Annotated in this window: 17 protein-coding genes; 8 read left to right on the top strand and 9 right to left on the bottom strand. The window is 73.1% G+C overall.

The genetic code is table 11. From position 1 onward, the window contains the following. Positions 1-236: 236 nt before the first annotated feature. Positions 237-1,280, bottom strand: coding sequence for a DUF2637 domain-containing protein (locus ACFV2J_RS09530; RefSeq protein WP_168530755.1), 1,044 nt, complete (start codon positions 1,278-1,280; stop codon positions 237-239). A 301-nt stretch (positions 1,281-1,581) separates the two neighbouring features. Beyond that, positions 1,582-2,460 (bottom strand): (2Fe-2S)-binding protein, encoded by an 879-nt coding sequence (locus ACFV2J_RS09525; RefSeq protein WP_385093372.1) that lies wholly within the window; start codon positions 2,458-2,460, stop codon positions 1,582-1,584. A 214-nt stretch (positions 2,461-2,674) separates the two neighbouring features. Between ACFV2J_RS09525 and ACFV2J_RS09520 the strand changes: the two genes are divergently transcribed. Both ACFV2J_RS09520 and ACFV2J_RS09515 read left to right on the top strand, forming a co-directional pair. Then, complete coding sequence (locus ACFV2J_RS09520) at positions 2,675-3,499, top strand: GntR family transcriptional regulator (protein ID WP_385093380.1); 825 nt, start codon at positions 2,675-2,677, stop codon at positions 3,497-3,499. A 203-nt stretch (positions 3,500-3,702) separates the two neighbouring features. Beyond that, positions 3,703-4,017: a hypothetical protein gene (locus ACFV2J_RS09515; RefSeq protein ID WP_385093375.1), complete on the top strand. Its 315-nt coding sequence runs from the start codon at positions 3,703-3,705 to the stop codon at positions 4,015-4,017. A gap of 91 nt (positions 4,018-4,108) precedes the next feature. Here the strand turns inward: ACFV2J_RS09515 and ACFV2J_RS09510 are convergent, their stop codons facing one another. After that, a complete protein-coding gene (locus ACFV2J_RS09510; RefSeq protein ID WP_385098239.1) occupies positions 4,109-4,882 on the bottom strand; it encodes a hypothetical protein in 774 nt (257 codons plus the stop codon). Between the two features lie 149 nt (positions 4,883-5,031). Continuing rightward, positions 5,032-6,705 (bottom strand): PucR family transcriptional regulator ligand-binding domain-containing protein, encoded by a 1,674-nt coding sequence (locus ACFV2J_RS09505; RefSeq protein WP_385437971.1) that lies wholly within the window; start codon positions 6,703-6,705, stop codon positions 5,032-5,034. A gap of 334 nt (positions 6,706-7,039) precedes the next feature. Here ACFV2J_RS09505 and ACFV2J_RS09500 point away from each other — a divergent pair, with 334 nt between their 5' ends. The 5 genes from ACFV2J_RS09500 to ACFV2J_RS09480 all read left to right on the top strand — a co-directional run bounded on the left by ACFV2J_RS09500 (position 7,040) and on the right by ACFV2J_RS09480 (position 13,720). Continuing rightward, a complete protein-coding gene (locus ACFV2J_RS09500; protein ID WP_385085596.1) occupies positions 7,040-7,927 on the top strand; it encodes an FAD binding domain-containing protein in 888 nt (295 codons plus the stop codon). Further along, complete coding sequence (locus tag ACFV2J_RS09495) at positions 7,927-8,499, top strand: (2Fe-2S)-binding protein (RefSeq protein ID WP_385085598.1); 573 nt, start codon at positions 7,927-7,929, stop codon at positions 8,497-8,499. Before ACFV2J_RS09500 ends, ACFV2J_RS09495 begins: the two co-directional genes overlap by 1 nt. A 2-nt stretch (positions 8,500-8,501) precedes the next feature. Then, on the top strand, positions 8,502-10,883 hold the full coding sequence (locus ACFV2J_RS09490; protein WP_385437968.1) for a xanthine dehydrogenase family protein molybdopterin-binding subunit: 2,382 nt from the start codon (positions 8,502-8,504) through the stop codon (positions 10,881-10,883). 166 nt (positions 10,884-11,049) lie between these two features. Then, positions 11,050-12,507, top strand: coding sequence for an NCS2 family permease (locus ACFV2J_RS09485; protein ID WP_385085602.1), 1,458 nt, complete (start codon positions 11,050-11,052; stop codon positions 12,505-12,507). Between the two features lie 61 nt (positions 12,508-12,568). Then, complete coding sequence (locus ACFV2J_RS09480; RefSeq protein WP_385085604.1) at positions 12,569-13,720, top strand: XdhC family protein; 1,152 nt, start codon at positions 12,569-12,571, stop codon at positions 13,718-13,720. A gap of 67 nt (positions 13,721-13,787) precedes the next feature. Here the strand turns inward: ACFV2J_RS09480 and ACFV2J_RS09475 are convergent, their stop codons facing one another. Next, the gene (locus tag ACFV2J_RS09475; RefSeq protein WP_385085606.1) at positions 13,788-14,261 is read right to left on the bottom strand and encodes an SRPBCC family protein; all 474 of its coding nucleotides are present in this window, start codon (positions 14,259-14,261) and stop codon (positions 13,788-13,790) included. Positions 14,262-14,386: 125 nt separating this feature from the next. Here ACFV2J_RS09475 and ACFV2J_RS09470 point away from each other — a divergent pair, with 125 nt between their 5' ends. After that, on the top strand, positions 14,387-15,394 hold the full coding sequence (locus tag ACFV2J_RS09470) for a DUF2278 family protein (protein ID WP_385437963.1): 1,008 nt from the start codon (positions 14,387-14,389) through the stop codon (positions 15,392-15,394). Positions 15,395-15,445: 51 nt separating this feature from the next. Here the strand turns inward: ACFV2J_RS09470 and ACFV2J_RS09465 are convergent, their stop codons facing one another. The 4 genes from ACFV2J_RS09465 to ACFV2J_RS09450 form a co-directional block, all read right to left on the bottom strand. Beyond that, a complete protein-coding gene (locus ACFV2J_RS09465) occupies positions 15,446-16,240 on the bottom strand; it encodes a polysaccharide deacetylase family protein (RefSeq protein ID WP_385085610.1) in 795 nt (264 codons plus the stop codon). Between the two features lie 120 nt (positions 16,241-16,360). Next, positions 16,361-18,166, bottom strand: a complete 1,806-nt coding sequence (locus tag ACFV2J_RS09460) for an ABC transporter ATP-binding protein (protein WP_385085612.1) — start codon at positions 18,164-18,166, stop codon at positions 16,361-16,363. Continuing rightward, positions 18,163-19,461, bottom strand: coding sequence for a glycosyltransferase (locus ACFV2J_RS09455; protein ID WP_385437960.1), 1,299 nt, complete (start codon positions 19,459-19,461; stop codon positions 18,163-18,165). Before ACFV2J_RS09455 ends, ACFV2J_RS09460 begins: the two co-directional genes overlap by 4 nt. After that, entirely contained in the window at positions 19,462-20,265 is an 804-nt protein-coding gene (locus tag ACFV2J_RS09450; protein ID WP_385085616.1) for an alpha/beta fold hydrolase, read from the bottom strand. It abuts the gene before it with no gap.

Raw genomic sequence — 20,265 nt, 5'->3', positions numbered from 1 at the left:
CCCGGCCCCCCGGGGGGGGCGGCCGGGCCCCCGGGGGGGGCCTTGTGGTTGGGTTTCTACCGGGCGGGGGGGGGGTTTTCCCCCCCCCCCCGCCGTAATTCCTGTCCGGACGGAATGCGCGTCCGGGCGTCACCCTGGTCCGGGCGGGGTTCCCGTCCGGGTGTCATGCGTGTCCGGGTCCGGCCGGATTCCGGCCGGACCACCCGGACTTCACCGGTGTCCCGTCCGACGGGACGTCAGCCGAACTGCTGCTCGAGGTCCTTGAGCTTGCGCTCCAGGGAGTCGAGCCGCGGCAGGGCCATGGTGTCGTCCTCCGCGGTGAGGTCGACGGTTATCGGGTCAGCGCTCTTGCGGACCGGCTGAAGGGAGGGCCGCGAGCGTACGGGCAGCTCCGGCCCCGATAGAGCAGGCTCCGTAGAGGCCTGGGCGGGAGCACGCTCCACGGTCGTCTCGAGCTGCGCCCGTGCGTTCGCGCGCCCCGGCAGACCCCGGTGACCGCGGCTGAGTGCCTTCAGGTGCGCGCGCTCGACCCGCTCCTCGTTGCGGCGGCGCAGACGCGTCTGCTCCTTCTGGCGCTTGTCCTCGCGCACCTCGTCCACGGCCTCGTCCAGGGTGCGGACGTTCTCCAGGAGCATCAGCGACCAGGCGCTGTACGTCTCACGCGGGGCGCGCAGCCAGCGGACTATCCGGATCTGCGGCAGCGGGCGCGGGACCAGTCCCTGCTCGCGCAGCGCGGCCCGGCGGGTCTGCTTCAGCGCCCGGTCGAACAGCACGGCGGCCGACAGGGACATGCCCGCGAAGAACTGGGGAGCACCCGAGTGGTCGACGCCCCGCGGCGCGTGCACCCAGTTGAACCAGGCCGCGGCACCGGCGAAGGTCCACACGAGTATGCGCGAGCCGAGCGCCGCGTCACCGTGGCTGGCCTCGCGCACGGCGAGTACGGAGCAGAACATGGCCGCGCCGTCCAGACCGAACGGGACGAGGTACTCCCAGCCGTCGGTCAGCCCGAGGTTCTGCTGGCCGAAGCCGACCAGGCCGTGGAAGGACAGCGCGGCGGCAACCGCGGCACAGCAGAACAGCAGCACGTAGGAGGCCGTGCCGTAGACGGCCTCCTTGCGCCGGCGGCGCTCCTCGCTGCGCTCCCACGATTCGTCGTTACTGCTGCCCGCGCCGTCCCCGGACCGCTTGCCGCGCGCGAGCACCGCCACCGCCGCCAGCAGTCCCAGGAGCAAAACGGCGCCCGGAAGCAGCCAATTCAGCGATATGTCGGTCAGTCTCATCTGGGGTCCCTTGCATTGGGATAGGGCGTAACGCCCGCCATATTGGCCCAAGCCCGTCGCCCCTCAGGGGGTTTCGCGGCAAGAGGCCGCCAAGGGAGTGCCAAGGGATGCGCAGGGCGACATTCTGCTCGAACTGCCGCGCGAGGGACGGGAGCTGAGTGCGAATGAGATTACCCGTACGGATGGTTCAACGGAAAGTTCCTGCGACAAGTGAGGAAGTTGTGAAGCACCTGTGACCCGAGGGGTGTCTCCGTCGCAGTTGATCTTAGAGCACCCGGAACCCACCCCGTCGCGGGGCGCCTCAACTGGCGGAGGCGACCGTCAACTTGGCGACGCGCTCGACGTCGCCGACGCGCGGGCAGGTGACGCAGGCGTCGTCGGGGCGCAGGGTGTAGAAGAGGCAGCAGCTCGCGCGGTCGCGGGTGGTCAGGGTTCCGCCGTCCGGTCTGGCCAGTTCACGGAACGCCGCGGAGCCGACGTAGGGCCGGGTCGTCCCCGGCAGCAGGAGCTCAAGTTCGCGCAGCCCGCGCTCCTCCTCGCCGAGGAGGCCGGCGACGTACCAGAGGCCCTCGGCGATCTCGTCGGTGGCCATGCCCCACAGGGCGCGGCCGCGGCGTCGCATGCGAGGTCCGAAGCCGCCGAGGACCGGCTCCAGGTGCTCGGCCACCGCGGCCCGCACCTCGGCCCGCAGCGCCTCCTCGTCCGGCACGACGCGGGCGCCGGGCAGGGTGGCGGCCGGGTCGTCCGGCAGGCAGGCGAACTCGCCGGTCCGCACGGCCATCCGGCCGAGGGTGCGCTGGAATGTGACGTGCTCCACAGGGAAGCGGGGCACGCGGCGCTCCAGGAACCACGGGACGGTGATCAGGAGGCAGGCCGGCCAGGCGTACCGGTGCAGCCCGAACGTGGCGACGACGTCCGGGCGGGCCCGCTGTCCGTAGTCCCGGACGATCTGCGCCTCGTCCCAGGCGAGGAAGGCGTCGAGCTCCGGGCCGCCCGCCGCGAGCCGGGCCGCCCCGGCCCAGCCGTCGCCCTCGGGGGCCGCCTCGCCCGGCTCCAGTTCCGTGACGCTCAGGGCGGGGACGACCTCGGTCAACCGGGTGTAGGCGTCCGTGAGGGCCGAGGGTGCCGGGCGGGCGCCGGGGCGGGCCGTGGCGTCTGCGGCCAGGGCGGGAGCGGACATCCGGTGACCACCGCTTCACGATCGTTGACAGGTAAGGCTTACCTTACCCGTTCTTCCGGATGTTTGAACTGGGGCCGTGTGCGCCTATGGTGCTTGACGGACAGGTGACAACCGCCGCATTGACCCCCAAGTACCACCAAGCCCGGAGGAGGCCCCCGTGGAGCAGGCCGGTTCGCTGGGCACGCACGGCTCCACCGGGCACGGCGCCCCGGACATGCGTACGGCGGCGGTCCGGGTGCCCGCCCAGTCGCGGGCACCGGAACGGCGCCAGGAGCGGGAGCGGGACGTCGCCGCGGACGCCTCCACGGTCGGTGCCGCGGCCCGCGGTGAGCACACGCACAGCGAGGTGCCCCTCCCGTCTCATCCCGCGTTCCCTCCCGCGGAGAACCCGCCGCCCCGCACGGAGACCGCGCGCCCGGTGGTCCAGCGCGCCTCGGTCCGCGGGCAGGTCCTCGCGGCCCTGCGCACCGCCCTCGTCGAGGGGGAACTCGTCCCCGGCGAGGTGTACTCGGCGCCGGTGCTCGGCGAGCGGTTCGGGGTGTCCGCCACGCCGGTGCGCGAGGCGATGCAGCAGCTGGCCCTGGAGGGCGCCGTCGAGGTCGTGCCGAACCGGGGTTTCCGGGTCGTCCGGCGCGGGACGCGCGAGCTGGCCGAACTCGCCGAGATCCGCGCGCTCATCGAGGTCCCGGTGATGCTGCGCCTCGCGCGCACGGTGGCCGCCGCGCGCTGGGCCGAGCTGCGCCCGCTCGCCGAGGCCACGGTGCGGGCCGCGTCCACCGGTTGCCGCGCCACCTACGCCGACTCCGACCGCGCCTTCCACCGTGCCGTCCTCGCCCTCGCGGGCAACGACCAGCTCGTGCAGATCGCCGAAGACCTGCACCGCCGCGCCCAGTGGCCGCTGGTCGGCGGCCCCGTCTCCCGGGGCCGTGCCGACCTGGTGGCCGACGCCGCCGAGCACACCGCCCTCCTGGAGGCCCTGATCGTCCAGGACCTGCCGGTCGTGCAGTCCCTCGTGCGGGAGCACTTCGCGGGCGCGTAGGGGCCCAGGTGACCCGGGCCCCGCAGGACGGCGTCCCGGGCCCGGGAGGGTGTCCCGGGCCGGCCGGTATGTGGCGTTCCCGCCCTGGACGTAACGGCTTCGTACGGGACCGGTCGCGGACCCCGTCGACGGGAACCCGGGCGACCCGGTCCGCGTGCCCACCGGTACACGGCGCGAGCCGACCGCAACCGGGGGAGACACCGATGCCCGACCCGTCCTGGCAGGCGGCCCAGCAGGCCCAGCAGGCCCATCGGAACCACGTCCGGCACCACCGCGACCTGCACCACGCGGCACACGAGCACGCCCGCCGCACCCGTGCGCCGCACCCGTACCGTCCCGTGTCCCACGGCTCCGCGCGGGGCGTCCGGGGCGTCCGAGGTGTCCGTGGCGGCGGCCTGGGCTTCCTGCTCCTGCTGGTGGTCGTGGCCGGGGGCGTCCATCTGGCCCACGACCCCGAACTCCGCACCACCATCGAGACGTTCGCCCGCGACCTGCTGTCGAAGGTCCAGAGCGGCTAGCCCGAGCGCGGCCGACGGCCCACGGCGGCCCACGACGGCCCACGGCGTCCGGCGGCCCGGGGAGCCGTCGCGCCCCGGTCCGCCGGACGTCTCAGGCGGTGGCGGCCGGCGGGCTCAACTGCCGTGCCAGCCAGGTCGGTACACCCCCGAGGAGCCGGAACAGCCGTCCCGCCTCCGCCCGCAGCCGGGAGGCCTCCGGCTCGGTCTCGGCGTCCGCGAGGGACGCCAGCGCAGGGGCCGTCCCCACCAGGTAGCCCAACTCCTCGCGAATCCTGAGGGATTCGCCGAACCCGTGCCGGGCCTCCGCCAACTCGCCGTCCCTCAGGGCGAGTCCGGCCAGATGTCGCCAGGTGAAGGACAGCAGCAGCGGGTCGCCCAGGGCGGAGGCACCCGCGTGGGCACGGCGGTAGGCGGCGCGGGCGGCCTGCGGGGACTGCGCGAGGTTCTCGGCGAGCAGTCCGCGGCGGAAGTCCAGGAGCGCGCGGCCCGGCGCCCCGGGCGCGATCAGGGCGGCGGCCCGGCCGAGCGCGGCCCGTGCCTCGTCCGCCCGGTCGCGTACCCCGAGCAGGGTGGCCGCGTAGGCGAGTTGGCCGCGCTCACAGGCCGCGGCGCCCCGCTCGTCGTCGCTGCGGGCCACCGCCTCCGCCGTGCGGAGCGCGTCCTCGGCCTCCGCCCAGCCCTGCTCGGTGTACAGGCACCGCTCGACGAGGAGCGAGGCCCTCTGCAGCGACGCCTGAGCCGTCAGGGGCTCGATCAGTGCGGCCGCGTCGACCCAGCAGGCGCGCGAGCGCAGCCGCCATACCGCGGTCTGGAGTGGATCGTCCCCTGCGTTCGTTCCGGAACCAGACATGGCGGTATGCGCCACGTTGCCCTCCCCGAGCACGCCATTGAGCTGTTGAGTGGTGGCATCTCAGCACGGATCGCGGCACCCGGCCAAGGGGCTGGGTGAAGGATTTCACAAAGTCGTGCGACAGGGGTGCCACTTGGTGACACGCCCCTCACCGCCCCGTGACCTCAGCTCATGCGCAGGGCCAGGAAGAAGTCGAGCTTGTCCTCCAGGCGCGAGAGGTCCCGGCCCGTCAACTGCTCGATACGCCCCACCCGGTAGCGCAGCGTGTTGACGTGCAGGTGGAGACGGGCGGCGCAGCGCGTCCAGGAGCCGTCGCAGTCGAGGAAGGCCTCCAGGGTGGGGATCAGTTCGGCGCGGTGGCGGCGGTCGTAGTCGCGCAGCGGGTCCAGGAGCCGGGCGGTGAAGGCCCGGCGCACGTCGTCCGGCACGAAGGGCAGCAGCAGGACGTGGGAGGCCAGTTCCTGGTGTCCGGCCGCGCAGACCCGGCCGGGGCGTGCGGCGGCGACCCGGCGTGCGTGCCGGGCCTCCTCCAGGGCGCCGCGCAGGCCCTCCGCCGAGTGCACGGCGGCGCTGACGCCGAGGGTGAGCCGCCCGTCGTCGTCCAGGCCCGCCGACAGCGGGTCGCGGACGGCCGCGAGCAGCGAGTCCGCGAGCAGCCCGGTCTCCGAACCGTCGTGCTCCGAGGAGACCGCCGGAAGGGGGACGAGCGCGATCGCCTCGCCGTCCGTGTGGGCGACGGCGATCCGGTCCGCGTGCTCGGGGCCGGTCGTCAGCGGGTCGACGAGCATCTCCTCCAGGAGCGACTGCGCGACCGGCCCGCCGTCCATCTCGCCGCCGTCCCACTCGACGCGGGCCACCACCACCTGCCAGTGCGGGGCAGCCCCGAGTCCGGGCAGCAGCACCGGCGCGGCGACCCGCAGTCGGGCCGCGATCTCCGCGGGCGCGGCTCCCGACTGCACCAGTTCGAGGACCTCCTGCGCGAGGCGCCGGCGGACCGAACGCGCCGCGTCCCGGCGGTCGCGTTCGACGGCGATCAGCTGGGTGACACCCTGGAGCAGGTCGAGCCGTTCCGCGGGCCAGTCACCGGCGTCCGCCTCGACCGCGAGCAGCCAGTCGGAGAGCACCGTCTCGCGCACGTCGCGCCCGGTGCCCGCGGAGCGCCCGGACGACCGGACCGGGAACAGGGAGTACGCCGTCGTGCCGACCACGACCCGGTGCGGCCCGCGCCGGCCGGTGCGCACGGCCGCGAGGTGCTCGGCGGCCAGCCGGGCGCACACCTCGGCGGGCAGCGCGGCCCCCGCGAGCTTCGAGCCCGCGACGGGCCGCCCGGTGGGGGACAGCACCCAGGCCCGCAGGTCCAGGTCGGAGCCGAGCAGGTCGAGGACCACGTCGGGGCCGCCGCCGGCCGGACCGGACGTCATCATCCGCCGGTGCCGGTCCACCACGGCCGCCAGGTCCCCGGCGCGCTCGCCCGAGACCTGCCGTACGACGTGCTCGGTGATCGTCGCGAAGGCCACCGACTCGTTCACGGCGAACAGCGGCATCCGGTGCCGGGCGCAGGCGAGGACCAGGTCCTCGGGGACGTCGCCGAGCTCCGCCTCGCCCGCGGCGAGGGCCGCGACCCCGGCGGCCGCGAGGATGCGGACGAAGGACTCGGAGTCCGCGGCGCCGTGCCGCCAGGCGAGACCGGTCAGGACCAGTTCGCCGCCCGAGAGATAACGGCTGGGGTCCTTGAGGTCGGTGGTCATCACACCGCGTACGGTGCGGTCGAGCTCGCCCTCGCCGCCGAGCAGCCGCAGGCCCAGCGCGTCGGTGTCCAGCAGTGCGCGCAGCCGCATTCTCGTCGCCGCCGTTCTTGTCTCGAAATCTACGATGGATCTGAAGGGTGAGCACGGGGCGGACGCGCCCGTGAGCCGTCTTCCCAGGTCCCGGCATGTGCTGGGTGTTTCACTGGGAAACCGGAGAGGTTACTGACGCCTCCCGTTCATATGAATCTACAAGATGAGTGCCCTGGCCAGCCAACTCCTTCATGGTTTCGGTGACTGACCCCGGCGGAGGACAGGGCTGTGTACTGACCTCGATCCGCGTGAACAACTCATGAACGAGCCGGGGCCGCCGCACACGATCTGGCTTGATCGACACGACCTTCGACGAAGAAGAAGAGAGCCACTCATGGACTTCCTTCGCCCCGCCAGTTGGGAGGAGGCGCTCGCCGCGAAGGCCGAGCACCCCACCGCTGTGCCGATTGCGGGGGGCACCGATGTGATGGTCGAGATCAACTTCGACCACCGCCGGCCCGAGTACCTCCTCGACCTGAACCGCGTCGGCGAGCTGAGCGAGTGGGAGGTCGGTGAGGAGAGCGTGCGTCTGGGCGCCTCCGTCCCGTACACCCAGATCATGGAGAACCTGCGCGCCGAGCTGCCCGGCCTGGCCCTGGCCTCGCACACCGTGGCCTCGCCGCAGATCCGCAACCGCGGCGGCGTCGGTGGAAACCTCGGCACCGCGTCCCCGGCCGGTGACGCCCACCCGGCCCTGCTCGCGGCGGGCGCCGAGGTCGAGGCCGAGTCGGTGCGCGGCACCCGGCTGATCCCGATCGACGCGTTCTACACCGGGGTCAAGCGCAACGCGCTCGCCCCCGACGAGCTGATCAGGGCCGTCCACGTCAAGAAGGCCGACGGCCCGCAGCAGTACTCCAAGGTCGGCACCCGCAACGCGATGGTGATCGCGGTGTGCGCCTTCGGTCTCGCCCTGCACCCCGCGACCCGCACGGTGCGCACCGGCATCGGCTCCGCCGCGCCGACCCCGGTCCGCGCCAAGACCGCCGAGGAGTTCCTGAACGCGGCGCTCGACGAGGGCGGGTTCTGGGACAACGGCAGGATCATCACCCCGTCGGTCGCCAAGCAGTTCGCGGACCTCTGCTCCGCCGCCTGCAACCCGATCGACGACGTCCGGGGCACGGCGAGCTACCGCCGCCACGCGGTCGGCGTGATGGCCCGCCGCACCCTCACCTGGACCTGGGAGTCGTACCGCGGCACCGCCGCCACGGAGGGAGTCGCGTAATGCGCGTCAATTTCACGGTCAACGGCCGTCCGCAGGAAGCCGACGACGTGTGGGAGGGCGAGTCCCTGCTGTACGTGCTGCGGGAGCGGATGGGCCTGCCCGGTTCCAAGAACGCCTGCGAGCAGGGCGAGTGCGGCTCCTGCACCGTCCGCCTCGACGGCGTGCCGGTGTGTTCGTGCCTGGTGGCGGCCGGTCAGGTCGAGGGCCGCGAGGTCGTCACCGTCGAGGGGCTCGCGGAGTACGCCCAGCAGCGTTCCTGCGGGACGGGCCCGTGCGGCACGTCGCTGGACGAGGCCAGGCGGTGGGGCGCCAAGGGCCATGACTCGCAGACCGGCGAGGGCACCGAACTCTCCCCGATCCAGCAGGCGTTCATCGACGCCGGCGCCGTCCAGTGCGGCTTCTGCACCCCGGGTCTGCTGGTCGCCGCGGACGAGATGCTGGAGCGCAACCCGAGCCCGACCGACGCGGACATCCGCGAGGCGCTCTCCGGCAACCTCTGCCGCTGCACCGGATACGAGAAGATCATGGACGCGGTCCGCCTCGCGGCCGCCCGGCAGTCCGAGGCGGTCTGACCATGGGAACCACCGGCACCCCCACCAAGATCACCCAGGGCACCGAGACCAAGGGCGGCATCGGCGAGTCCACACTCCGCCCGGACGGCACCCTCAAGGTCACCGGGGAGTTCGCGTACTCGTCCGACATGTGGCACGAGGACATGCTCTGGGGCCAGATCCTGCGCTCCACCGTCGCGCACGCCGAGATCGTGTCCATCGACACCTCCGAGGCCCTCGCGCAGCCCGGCGTCCACGCGGTCCTCACCTACGACGACCTGCCCACCGCCGTGAAGACCTACGGCCTGGAGATCCAGGACACCCCCGTCCTCGCGCACGGCAAGGTCCGCCACCACGGCGAGCCCGTCGCGATCGTCGCCGCCGACCACCCGGAGACCGCGCGCCGCGCCGCCGCCAAGATCAAGGTGGAGTACAAGGAGCTGCCGGTCATCACGGACGAGGCGTCCGCGACCGCGCCCGACGCGATCCTCGTCCACGAGGGCCGCGACGACCACCACATCGGCCACGTCCCGCACCCCAACATCGTGCACCGCCAGCCGATCGTCCGCGGCGACGTCGAAGAGGCCGCGAAGAAGGCCGACTTCGTCGTCCGGGGCGAGTACACCTTCGGCATGCAGGACCAGGCCTTCCTCGGCCCCGAGTCCGGCCTCGCCGTGCCCTCCGAGGACGGCGGCGTCGAGCTGTACATCGCCACCCAGTGGCTGCACTCGGACCTCAAGCAGATCGCCCCCGTCCTCGGCCTGCCCGAGGACAAGGTCCGGATGACGCTCTCCGGCGTCGGCGGCGCCTTCGGCGGCCGCGAGGACCTGTCGATGCAGATCCACGCCTGCCTGCTGGCCCTGCGCACCGGCAAGCCGGTCAAGATCGTCTACAACCGCTTCGAGTCCTTCTTCGGACACGTCCACCGCCACCCCGCGAAGCTGTACTACGAGCACGGGGCGACCAAGGACGGCAAGCTCACCCACATGAAGGCCCGTATCGTGCTGGACGGCGGCGCCTACGCGTCCGCCTCCCCGGCGGTCGTCGGCAACGCCTCCTCGCTGAGCGTCGGCCCGTACGTCGTCGAGGACGTCGACATCGAGGCCATCGCGCTCTACACCAACAACCCGCCCTGCGGCGCCATGCGCGGCTTCGGCGCCGTCCAGGCGTGCTTCGCCTACGAGGCGCAGATGGACAAGCTGGCGGACGCGGTCGGCATGGACCGGGTCGCCTTCCGGCAGCTCAACGCGATGGAGCAGGGCACCCTGCTGCCGACCGGACAGCCCGTCGACTCGCCGGCCCCGGTCGCCGAACTGCTGCGCCGCGTCAAGGCGATGCCGCTGCCGCCGGAGCGCCAGTGGGAGAGCTCGGAGGGGGCCGACGTACGGCAGCTGCCCGGCGGCCTGTCCAACACCACGCACGGCGAGGGCGTCGTCCGCGGCATCGGCTACGCCGTCGGCATCAAGAACGTCGGCTTCTCCGAGGGCTTCGACGACTACTCCACCGCCAGGGTCCGCATGGAGGTGGTGGGCGGTGAGCCGGTCGCGACCGTGCACACCGCGATGGCGGAGGTCGGCCAGGGCGGTGTCACCGTCCACGCGCAGATCGCCCGCACCGAGCTCGGCGTCGCGCAGGTGACCATCCACCCCGCCGACACCCGGGTGGGCAGCGCCGGTTCGACGTCCGCGTCGCGCCAGACGTACGTCACCGGGGGCGCCGTCAAGAACTCCTGCGAGCTGGTGCGCGAGAAGGTCCTGGAGCGTGGCCGCCGCAAGTTCGGTACGTACCACCCGGCGTGGGCGACGGCGGAACTGCTGCTGGAGGGCGGCAAGGTCGTCACCGACGCGGGCGAGGTGCTCGCCGATCTGGCGGACGTGCTGGAGGACGAGGCCGTCGAGGTCGAGGCCGAGTGGCGGCACCGTCCGACGGAACCCTTCGACCTGCGCACCGGACAGGGCTTCGGCCACGTCCAGTACTCGTTCGCCGCGCACCGCGCCGTCGTCGAGGTCGACACCGAACTCGGCCTGGTCAAGGTCATCGAACTGGCCTGCGCCCAGGACGTCGGCAAGGCCCTCAACCCGCTGTCGGTGGTCGGCCAGATCCAGGGCGGCACCACCCAGGGCCTCGGCATCGCGGTGATGGAGGAGATCATCGTCGACCCCGTCACCGCGAAGGTGCGCAACCCCTCCTTCACGGACTACCTGATCCCCACGATCCTCGACACGCCGACCATCCCGGTCGACGTGCTCGAACTCGCCGACGACCACGCCCCGTACGGGCTCCGTGGCATCGGCGAGGCCCCCACCCTGTCGTCCACCCCGGCCGTCCTCGCGGCGATCCGGAACGCGACGGGGCTGGAGCTCAACCGGACGCCGGTACGGCCCGAGCACCTCACCGGCAAGTAACCCCCAGGGACCGGGCGGGACTTGTCCCCCCGTACCCCCTTCCGTTCGTCTCGGGCCGTCCCCCGGGTCGTGCACCTTCCCAAATCCCGCAGCCGCAACGGCGGTTCACCTCAGTCGCCACCGGCGGCTGATGCGGGTGCCCCTGTGAACCTTGGGAGTTGGCACCATGACCCACCAGTCAGTGGAGCCCAGGACCGTCGCCGACGACGCGGGTGCGGGTACCCGCGTCCCGGCCGGACGGTCCTGGCTCGACCGTTACTTTCACATCACCGGGCGGGGATCGACCGTCGCGCGCGAGGTGCGCGGCGGCGTCACCACCTTCATGGCGATGGCGTACATCCTCCTCCTCAACCCCCTGATCCTGTCCGGCAAGGACGCCGCCGGGAACACGCTCGGCCAGCAGGCACTGATCACCGCGACCGCGTTCGCCGCGGCCTTCAGCACGCTCCTGATGGGCTTCGTCGGCAAGGTGCCGCTCGCCCTCGCCGCCGGACTCTCCGTCTCCGGAGTGCTCTCCTCCCAGGTCGCCCCGCAGATGACCTGGCCGCAGGCCATGGGCATGTGCGTGATGTACGGCGTGGTCATCATGCTGCTCGTCGTCACCGGCCTGCGCGAGATGATCATGAACGCGATACCGCTGGCGCTGAAACACGCCATCACCATGGGCATCGGCCTGTTCGTCGCGCTGATCGGCTTCTACAAGGCCGGCTTCGTCCACCAGGGCAAGGCCACCCCGGTCACCCTCGGGGCGACCGGGGAACTGGCCGGCTGGCCGGTGCTGCTCTTCGCGGCGACCCTGCTCGCCATCTTCATGCTCCAGGCGCGCGGCGTCCCCGGCGCCATCCTGATCGGCATCGTCGGCGGGACCGTCCTGGCCGTGGTCCTCAACGGCCTCGGCGTCATCGCTCCCGGGCAGTGGGCGAGCGGCGCGCCCGAACTGCACGGCAGCGCCGTCTCGATGCCGGACTTCTCGCTCTTCGGCGAGGTCGAGTTCGGCGGCTGGGGCGACGTGGGCGCGATGACGGTCGGCATGATCGTCTTCACCCTCGTCCTCGCCGGGTTCTTCGACGCCATGGCCACCATCATCGGCGTCGGCACGGAGGCCGGACTGGCCGACGCGCAGGGCCGGATGCCGGGCCTGTCCAAGGCACTGTTCATCGACGGCGCGGGCGGAGCGGTCGGCGGGGTCGCCGGCGCCTCCGGCCAGACCGTCTTCGTCGAGTCCGCGACCGGGGTCGGCGAGGGGGCCCGTACCGGCCTCTCCTCCGTCGTCACCGGACTGTTCTTCGCCGCCTGCCTCTTCTTCACCCCGCTGACGGCGATCGTCCCCGGCGAGGTCGCGGCGGCGGCCCTGGTCGTCATCGGCGCCATGATGATGATGAACGCCCGCCATGTCGACTGGGCCGACCGCGCCACGGCGATCCCGGTCTTCCTCACCGTCGTGATCATGCCGTTCACCTACTCCATCACCGCGGGCGTCGCGGCCGGAGTCCTCTCGTACGTCGCCATCAAGGTCGCCCAGGGCAAGGTCCGGGAGATCGGGGCGTTCATGTGGGGCCTGACGGTGATCTTCCTCGTCTTCTACGCCCTCCACCCCATCGAGAGCTGGATGGGCGTCCACTAGGCACCCGCCGGACGCCCGCCGCGAGGCCCTCCCCGCAACCGCCGCCGAAGGAGACCGAGACATGCTGGACATCGCCGAGGAGCTGTACCGGTGGGTCGGGCAGGGGCGCGACTTCGCCGTCGCCACCGTGGTGGCCGTCGGCGGCAGCGCACCCCGTCAGCCCGGCGCCGCGCTCGCCGTCGACACCGACGGCACGGCGATCGGCTCGGTGTCCGGCGGCTGCGTGGAGGGCGCGGTCTACGAACTGTGCCGGCAGGCGCTGGAGGACGGCGAGACCGTCCTGGAGCGCTTCGGCTACAGCGACGAGGACGCCTTCGCCGTCGGCCTGACGTGCGGCGGCGTGATCGACATCCTCGTCACCCCCGTACGCGCGGGCGGCCCGCTCCGGGAGGTGCTGGCGTCCGCACTGGCCGCCGCCGTGCGCGGGGAGGCCGCGGCCCTCGCGCGGATCGTGGCCGGTCCCTCGGAACTGCTGGGGCGCGCGCTGCTCGTCCGCCCCGACGGCTCGTACGAGGGTGGTCTCGGCGGCCACCCGGACCTCGACCGGACCGTCGTCGGCGAGGCGGGCGCCTTCCTGGACGCGGGTCGCACCGGGACCCTGGAGATCGGTGAGCGGGGCTCTCGTTGCGGAGCACCGCTCACGGTTCTGGTGGAGTCCTCGGTGCCGTCACCTCGCATGATCGTCTTCGGCGCGATCGACTTCGCGTCGGCGCTGGTCCGCATCGGCAAGTTCCTCGGCTACCACGTGACGGTCTGCGACGCCCGCCCGGTCTTCGCGACCTCCGTCCGCTTCCCCGACGCCGACGAGATCGTCGTGGAGTGGCCGCACAGGTACCTGGAGCGCACCCAGGTCGACGCGCGGACCGTCCTGTGCGTCCTCACCCACGACGCCAAGTTCGACGTACCCCTGCTCCGGCTCGCGCTGCGCCTGCCGGTCGCGTACGTCGGCGCGATGGGTTCCCGGCGGACGCATCTGGACCGCAACGAGCGGTTGCGCGCGGTCGGCGTCACGGAGCAGGAGCTCGCCCGCCTGCGCTCTCCCATCGGCCTCGACCTGGGAGCCCGCACCCCCGAGGAGACGGCCCTGTCCATCGCCTCGGAGATCGTGGCCGGCCGACGTGGCGGCAGCGGCCTCTCCCTCACCGGGGCGCACACGCCGATCCACCACGACGCGACGCCCGCACCGGTCCGCAGGATCGGGTCGTTCGCCTGACCTGGGCGGTGACCTGGGCGGTGACGGGGTGGTGACCTGGGCGGTGACGGGGTGGTGACCGGGGCGGTCACGGCGAGGGCGGTCCCGGGGGTCGTCGCGGGACCGGCTCCCGCAGCAGCGCGTCCACCGCCCGCCCGAACATCCACCGGCCCGCCCACGCCAGCGGCCGGTCGCAGATCCCGGGCAGCAGGCGCACCCGCAGATCCTCCCGCCACAGCACCCGCGAGCCCCCGTCCGACGCAGGACGCACCTCGATCTCGGCCCACCCCGTGACGAACGTGCCGCGCTTGACCAGCCGGCACCGTCCCGCGTCCGTTCCCCGGGGCGGCCGCCACGTCACGACCTCCATCGGGTCGTCGAACGCCACCGGCCCCACCCCCGACCGGGCGACGAACACCGTGCCCTCACCCGTCGGCGGCGGGGTGACCACGCTGACCCGGGTCAGCGGTACGGCCTCCGCGTGCCGAGGCCACTCGGTCAGACGCCGCCAGGTCTCGGCGGGGGGAGTCGGGCAGACGCGTTCCAGCAGGAAGAGGACCACGGGGCGATCGTAGGCGGCCGAACACCGGACGCATTCCCGCGCGGCCGGGCGAAAGGGCGCGCCACGGTCCTACCATTCCCCCATAGCACGGCCAACCGCACTGCGCGCAGGGGGAGTTGACCGACATGCCGCTGAAGGCCTACGGCGTACTGATCACCCGGGCGGTCGACGTCCGGCGCGAGGGTTCCACCGACACCCCGCACTACCAGATCCACCTGACGGACGACCAGGGGACGCACTACCGGGCGGCGGTCAACGTGCGTTCCCAGGAGGAGCCCTCCGAGCTGCTCTACCTGGTCGACGACGACCTCCGGCACCCGGTCACCTCGCACCTGGAGGGCCTGGCGTCCGGCTGGAACACACTGCCGCCGGGTCCGGGCGGCCCGAACCTCGACTTCGTGCGCGGCAACCTCTTCGACCCGGCGGCGATGCGTTCGCTGCCCCCGGACGCCCAGGGTCCCGACAACGACCTGGCCGACCTGCTCGACCACTACGTCCAGCGCGCGGTGGCCGACCCGGCCGCCCGGGTCCTCGTGTTCGGTGAGCGCTTCGGGCCCGAGCCCGCCGTCCGCGACAAGGTCTTCGGCTTCCTGCCCGGAAACGGCGTCCACGACATCCATATGAACCAGGGCAACAGCGGGCGCTTCCAGGGCGACGACGGCGTCTGGCAGGACGGCGGCCTGCTCCTCCACTTCCCGGCACAGTCCCGCTGGGTCGGCATCTTCCTCGCCTTCCAGAACCAGTCCTGGCACACCGACGACATCACCGGGCACACCCTGCCCGTGGACGGCTCGCGCCCCGATCCGGGCGGTCAGCCGGTGCGCATCCTGGCGGCCCTCGTCAACCCGCGGGGGCCGGCCCCCGAGTCCGAGACCGTCACGCTCCTCAACGCCTCGCCCGATCCGCTCGACCTCACCGGCTGGCGCCTCGCCGACCGGCTCGACCACGGCTGCGCGGTGCCGCCGGGCCCGCTCGCCCCCGGCGCGTGTCTGGTGGTCCCGCTCACGGACGGCGTCCAGCTGGGCAACCAGGGCGGCCGGATCACCCTGCTCGACGGACAGGGCCTCAAGGTCCACGGTGTCTCGTACACGGCGGCGGAGGCCGGGCGGGAAGGCTGGACCGTCGTCTTCTGACCCCCCGCTCCGGTACCCGTCCCGTTCGGTACGGGCCCCACGCGGGCTCCGTCAGGGGCGGTAGACCGTGCCGGGCTTCGGCTTGCCCGGCGCCAGCAACTGGGGCACGGTCACGAACACGTACCCCCGCTCCTTGAGCGCGTCGATGATCCCGGGCACCGCGGGCACGGTGCCCGGGTAGAGGTCGTGCAGCAGGATGATCCCGTCCCGGGTCGACTGCTTCAGGACGCGCTCCCGTATGACGTCGGGGTCGTACGTCTTGTAGTCCTTGGCCGTCACGCTCCACAGGACCTCCGAGAGGCCCATCTCCCGGCAGATCTTCTGCACGGTGTCGTCGGTCCGCCCCTGCGGCGGCCGCATCAGCGTGGGCCGGCGGCCGGTGAGCTTCTCTATCGCGTCGTTCGGCCGCCGCAGCTCCGCGCGTATCTCGTCGGGTCCGATCCGGGTGAGGATCTTGTGGTCCCAGGTGTGGCTGGCGACCTCGTGCCCCTCGGCGGCCATCCGCTTGACCAGTTCCGGGTACTTCTCGATGTGCCTCTTGCCGAGCAGGAAGAAGGTGGCCGGGACCTTCTTCTCCTTGAGGATGTCCAGCAGCCTGGCCGAGTGCTCGCTGGGCCCGGCGTCGAAGGTCAGCGCGATGCACTTGGCGGCACGGCAGTCCACGGTCCCGAACCGTCCGGCCGCCGTGACGTCGGACGCGGTCTGCGCCCGGACGGCCGCCGGTGCGGTGGTGTGGACGGTGGTGCACCCCGCCAGCGGCAGCGTGAGCGCGGCGGCCGCCACGAGGGCGGCCGCCGGACGGAACCCCCGGCTCGATCTCTTCGTCTTCCTGGTCTGAAAAGGCATGCCGTGACTATACAGATGGTGTATACACCCGATGTATAGGGGGTGGGTGCACCCGTCACCTGGTATTCGCCGCCGCTGTGCCGACTCACGTAGAGGCCGTCGACTCACCCACGGGCCGGCTCACGCCCCGGCGGACGCCGCGCCGACCGGACCGGCCGGCGGACGCGCCTGGGGCTCGGCCGCCAGCAGCTGGGTGGCGGCCAGTTCGCGGTAGAGCGTGTCGTCGTCGACCAGCGACTCGTGGGTGCCGACGGCGCGGACCTCGCCGTGCTCCAGGACCACGATCTGGTCGGCGTCGGTGACCGTGGACAGCCGGTGGGCGATCAGCAGCACCGTGCACCGGCCCGCCGCGCGCGCGACGAGCTCGCCCAGGGCCTGTTCGTTGCGCGCGTCGAGCTGAGCCGTCGCCTCGTCGAGCAGCAGCACCTGGGGGCGGCGCAGCAGGGCACGTGCGATGGCGAGGCGCTGGCGCTCACCGCCCGACAGGGTCACACCGCGCGGGCCGACCGGCGTCTCCACACCCTGGGGCAGGCGCGCGACCAGGCCGTCGAGCCGGGTCAGGGCCAGCACCTCCGCGAGCTGCCCGGGGGTCGCCGAGGGCGCCGCGTACACCAGGTTCTCGCGGAGCGTGCCGGCCATCACGGGGGAGTCCTGCTCGACGTAGGCGATCCGGCGCCGCACCTCGGCGCGCGGCAGCGTGGCGATGTCCTCACCGCCGATCCTGATGGTGCCCGCGGTCGGTTCGTAGAAGCGCTGGAGGAGTGAGAACAGCGTGGTCTTGCCGGCGCCGGACAGACCGACGAGCGCGGTCCGGGTGCCGGCGGGGACGGTGAAGCCGACACCGCGCAGGGCGGGCGCGCGGCCCGGGTAGGCGAACCCGACCCCGCTCAACTCGACGGCGGGCGCGGCAGTGTGGTCCGGCACGGAGCCGGGCACCGCCTCGATGTCGTCCTCGGCCGGCAGCCCGAAGGCCTCCTGGATCCTGCCCACCGCGCCCAGCCCCTGCTGGAGCTGGGCGGCCCCGCCGACCAGTTGCGAGACCGGGCTCGCCAGGAAGAACACGTACAGCAGGAAGGCGATCAGTTCGGAGACCGACATCGTGCCGTTCGCGACGAAGGTGCCGCCCACGCCCAGCACGACCAGGAACGCCGTCTGGATGGCGGCGCCGCCGACCATGGCGACGAGGGCGCCGTAGCGGGCGCCGACCAGCCCGGCCGCGTACGCCTCCTCGACCGCGGCCTCGGCGGCGCGTGTCTCCCGGCTCTCGGCGCCGTTCGCCTTGACCGTGCGGGCCGCGCCGAGCGTGCGGTCGAGGACGGCGCCGACCGCGCCGACGGACGCCTGGGAACGGGCCACGGCGGCCTTGATCCGGGGCAGCACGACGGTGATCACGACCGCGACCAGGGTCAGCACCAGCAGGGTCACACCGAGCAGACGCACGTCGAGCGTCGCCATCATGAACAGCGCCCCGGCGAAGGTCAGTACGCCGTTGACCGTCATGATCAGGCCCTCGGTGGCGGCACTCTTGAGCAGGGTGCTGTCGGAGGTGACGCGGGCGATGAGGTCACCCGGGGCCCGCCGGTCCAGCTCGGAGACCCGCAGCCGGATCAGCCGGTGCACGAGACCGCGCCGCACCTCGCGGACCACCCGCTCCGAAGTGCGTTGCTGGAGCCAGGCGTTGAGGCCGGTCAGCAGGGCGCCCGCGACCAGGAGCGCGGCGAGCAGCGCGACCGGTGCGGCGACGCCGCCGCCGTGGTCCAGCTGGTCAAGGATCGTCTGCGCGAACTTCGGCTGCGCCAGCCCTGACACACCGGCCAGCAGGGTGAGGAACAGGGAGAGCAGCAGCACCCGCCAGTGCGGCCTCGCGTAGCGGACCAGGGCGGACAGCGAGCCCGGGGGAGTGGCGGGCAGCCCTTCGGCGGTCACGGGACACGCACCTCACCGTCATCGCTGTCGCTGCTGGTACCCGTGCCGCTGCCGGGACTGCCGGGACTGCCGGGACTGCCGGGACTGCCGGGACTGCCGGGACTGCCGGGACTGCCGGTGGCTCCGGCGGACCCGGCCGCCACCGCTTCCAGGCGGTCCGCGGCGGACTCGCTGCCGCCCGCCGCCCGGAAGGACTCCCCGACGGCCTCGGCCGCCTTGCGGTGGCCCCACGCCGGATCGAGCACGGCCTCGACGGCGGCGCCGATCCTCGCCGCGTCGGCGCGGCCGAACCGCAGTCGCACGCCGGCGCCCGCGTCCACGACCTGGCCGGCCACGATCGGCTGGTCGTCCCGGATGGGCGCCACGACCAGCGGGACACCGTGCCACAGCGCCTCGCACACGGTGTTGTGCCCGGCGTGACAGACGACCGCGTCGAGCCTTTCCAGCAACGCGAGTTGAGGGACGTGCGGGCGTACCAGGAGGTGGTCGGGGAGCGGGCCCGCGAGATGCCCGCCGGGATCGACCAGTACGGCCCGCACCCGGCCGGCCAGGGCGTCCAGCGCCCGCGCGGACTCGTTCAGGAAGCGGGCGCCGGCGTCGTTGTTGGCGGTGCCGAGAGTGACCAGGACGGTGGGCGGCCCCGAGTCGTCCAGCCATGCCCAGGGGAAGTCGTCGCCACCCGCCGGCCGGGCGGCGACGGAGGGGCCCACCAGCCAGACGGGGACGGGGAGTTCGACCGGACCGAGCAGCGCGCGGGTGGTGTACGCGAGCACACCGTGCGGCGAGAACCGTGGGTCCGCCCCGCCCGTGGCGCCGCCGACCCTGGCGCGCAGCCCCGCGAGCAACTCGTCGAGCCAGGCCGCCACCTTGGGCATGGCGGCCAGCGGGTCGACCAGTTCGGCGGAGGTGGTGGCCGACGTCACCCAGGTCCGCCCGAGCGACTCGGCGACCAGCGCGCCCGCCACCGCCTGCTGGTCGCAGACGACGACGTCCGGGTCGTACGCCCCGATCGCCGCCCGAACGCCGGGGGCCATGGCGTCGGCCAGCGGGACGAGGAAGCTCTCCCAGAGGAATCGGAAGGCGGCCGGCCCCTTCAGGTCGGCGGGCCGGGGCGGCACGTCACCGGGGAGCGCGCACGGGTGGACGACGGCGTCGGACCCCGCGAGGCTCCGGACCAGCTCCGGGTGGCCCGCCCAGGCGACGTCGTGGCCGCGGGCCGCGAGTGCCGCCGCGGTGCCGACGGCCGGGTTCACGTGTCCGACCAGCGGCGGCACCACGAACAGGAACCTGCCCATCTAGCGGGCCTCCCGCAGCGCGTGCGCCTCCTGGCGCAGCAGCCAGTCACGTACGAGGACGTACGTCTCCTCGGTGGCCTCCACCAGCACCGAGTGGCCGCGGTCGGGCAGGACGACCGTACGGCAGTCGGCGAGCGAGGCCTCCAGCATCCCGGTCTGCGCGCTGAGCTTGGACGCGCCGCCGAAGACGGCGAGGACCGGGCAGCGGATCGCGGACAGGTTCTCGTCGAGAAGACCGCTCAGCGGGATCTCCCGGGCGAGCGCGGTCTCGTCGAGCACCTTGCCGGCCGCGCGGAACGGCCGGGCGTTGCGCTCGCCCGGGTTCTCCCGCAGCCACTCGGTGACCTCCTGGACGACCTGGCCGCCCTGCTCCCCGACGAGGCCCTCGTACATGTTCTCCGCCCAGGCCCGGGCCGGTGGTTCGGCCTCGATCGCGACGACGCCGGCGACCCGTCCGGGGTGCGCGGCGGCCATGGCGTAGGCGACGGCACCGCCGAAGGAGTTGCCGACCAGCCGCACCGGGACCTCGACCGCCAGCGTGTCGAGCAGTTCGTCGAGGTCGCGGACGAAGTCCTCCATCCGGTAGCCGGTCGCCGGCCGGGAGGTCCTGCCGTGCCCGCGCAGGTCGTACATGACGACGTCCATGCCCTCCTCGGCGAGCCGCGGCGCGAGGCTGAAGTAGTAGCTGGCCAGGCTGTCGATGAGCAGGCCGTGGATGAGCACCACGACCGGGCGCGGGACGTCGGGGTCGTGCCCCAGCCGCTGGACGTGGACGTCGATGCCGTTCACCCGGAGCGTCGCCAC

Source organism: Streptomyces sp. NPDC059668 (assembly GCF_042734135.1).
Taxonomy (GTDB): Bacteria; Actinomycetota; Actinomycetes; order Streptomycetales; family Streptomycetaceae; genus Streptomyces.
This window is presented reverse-complemented; position numbering and strand designations above follow the sequence as displayed.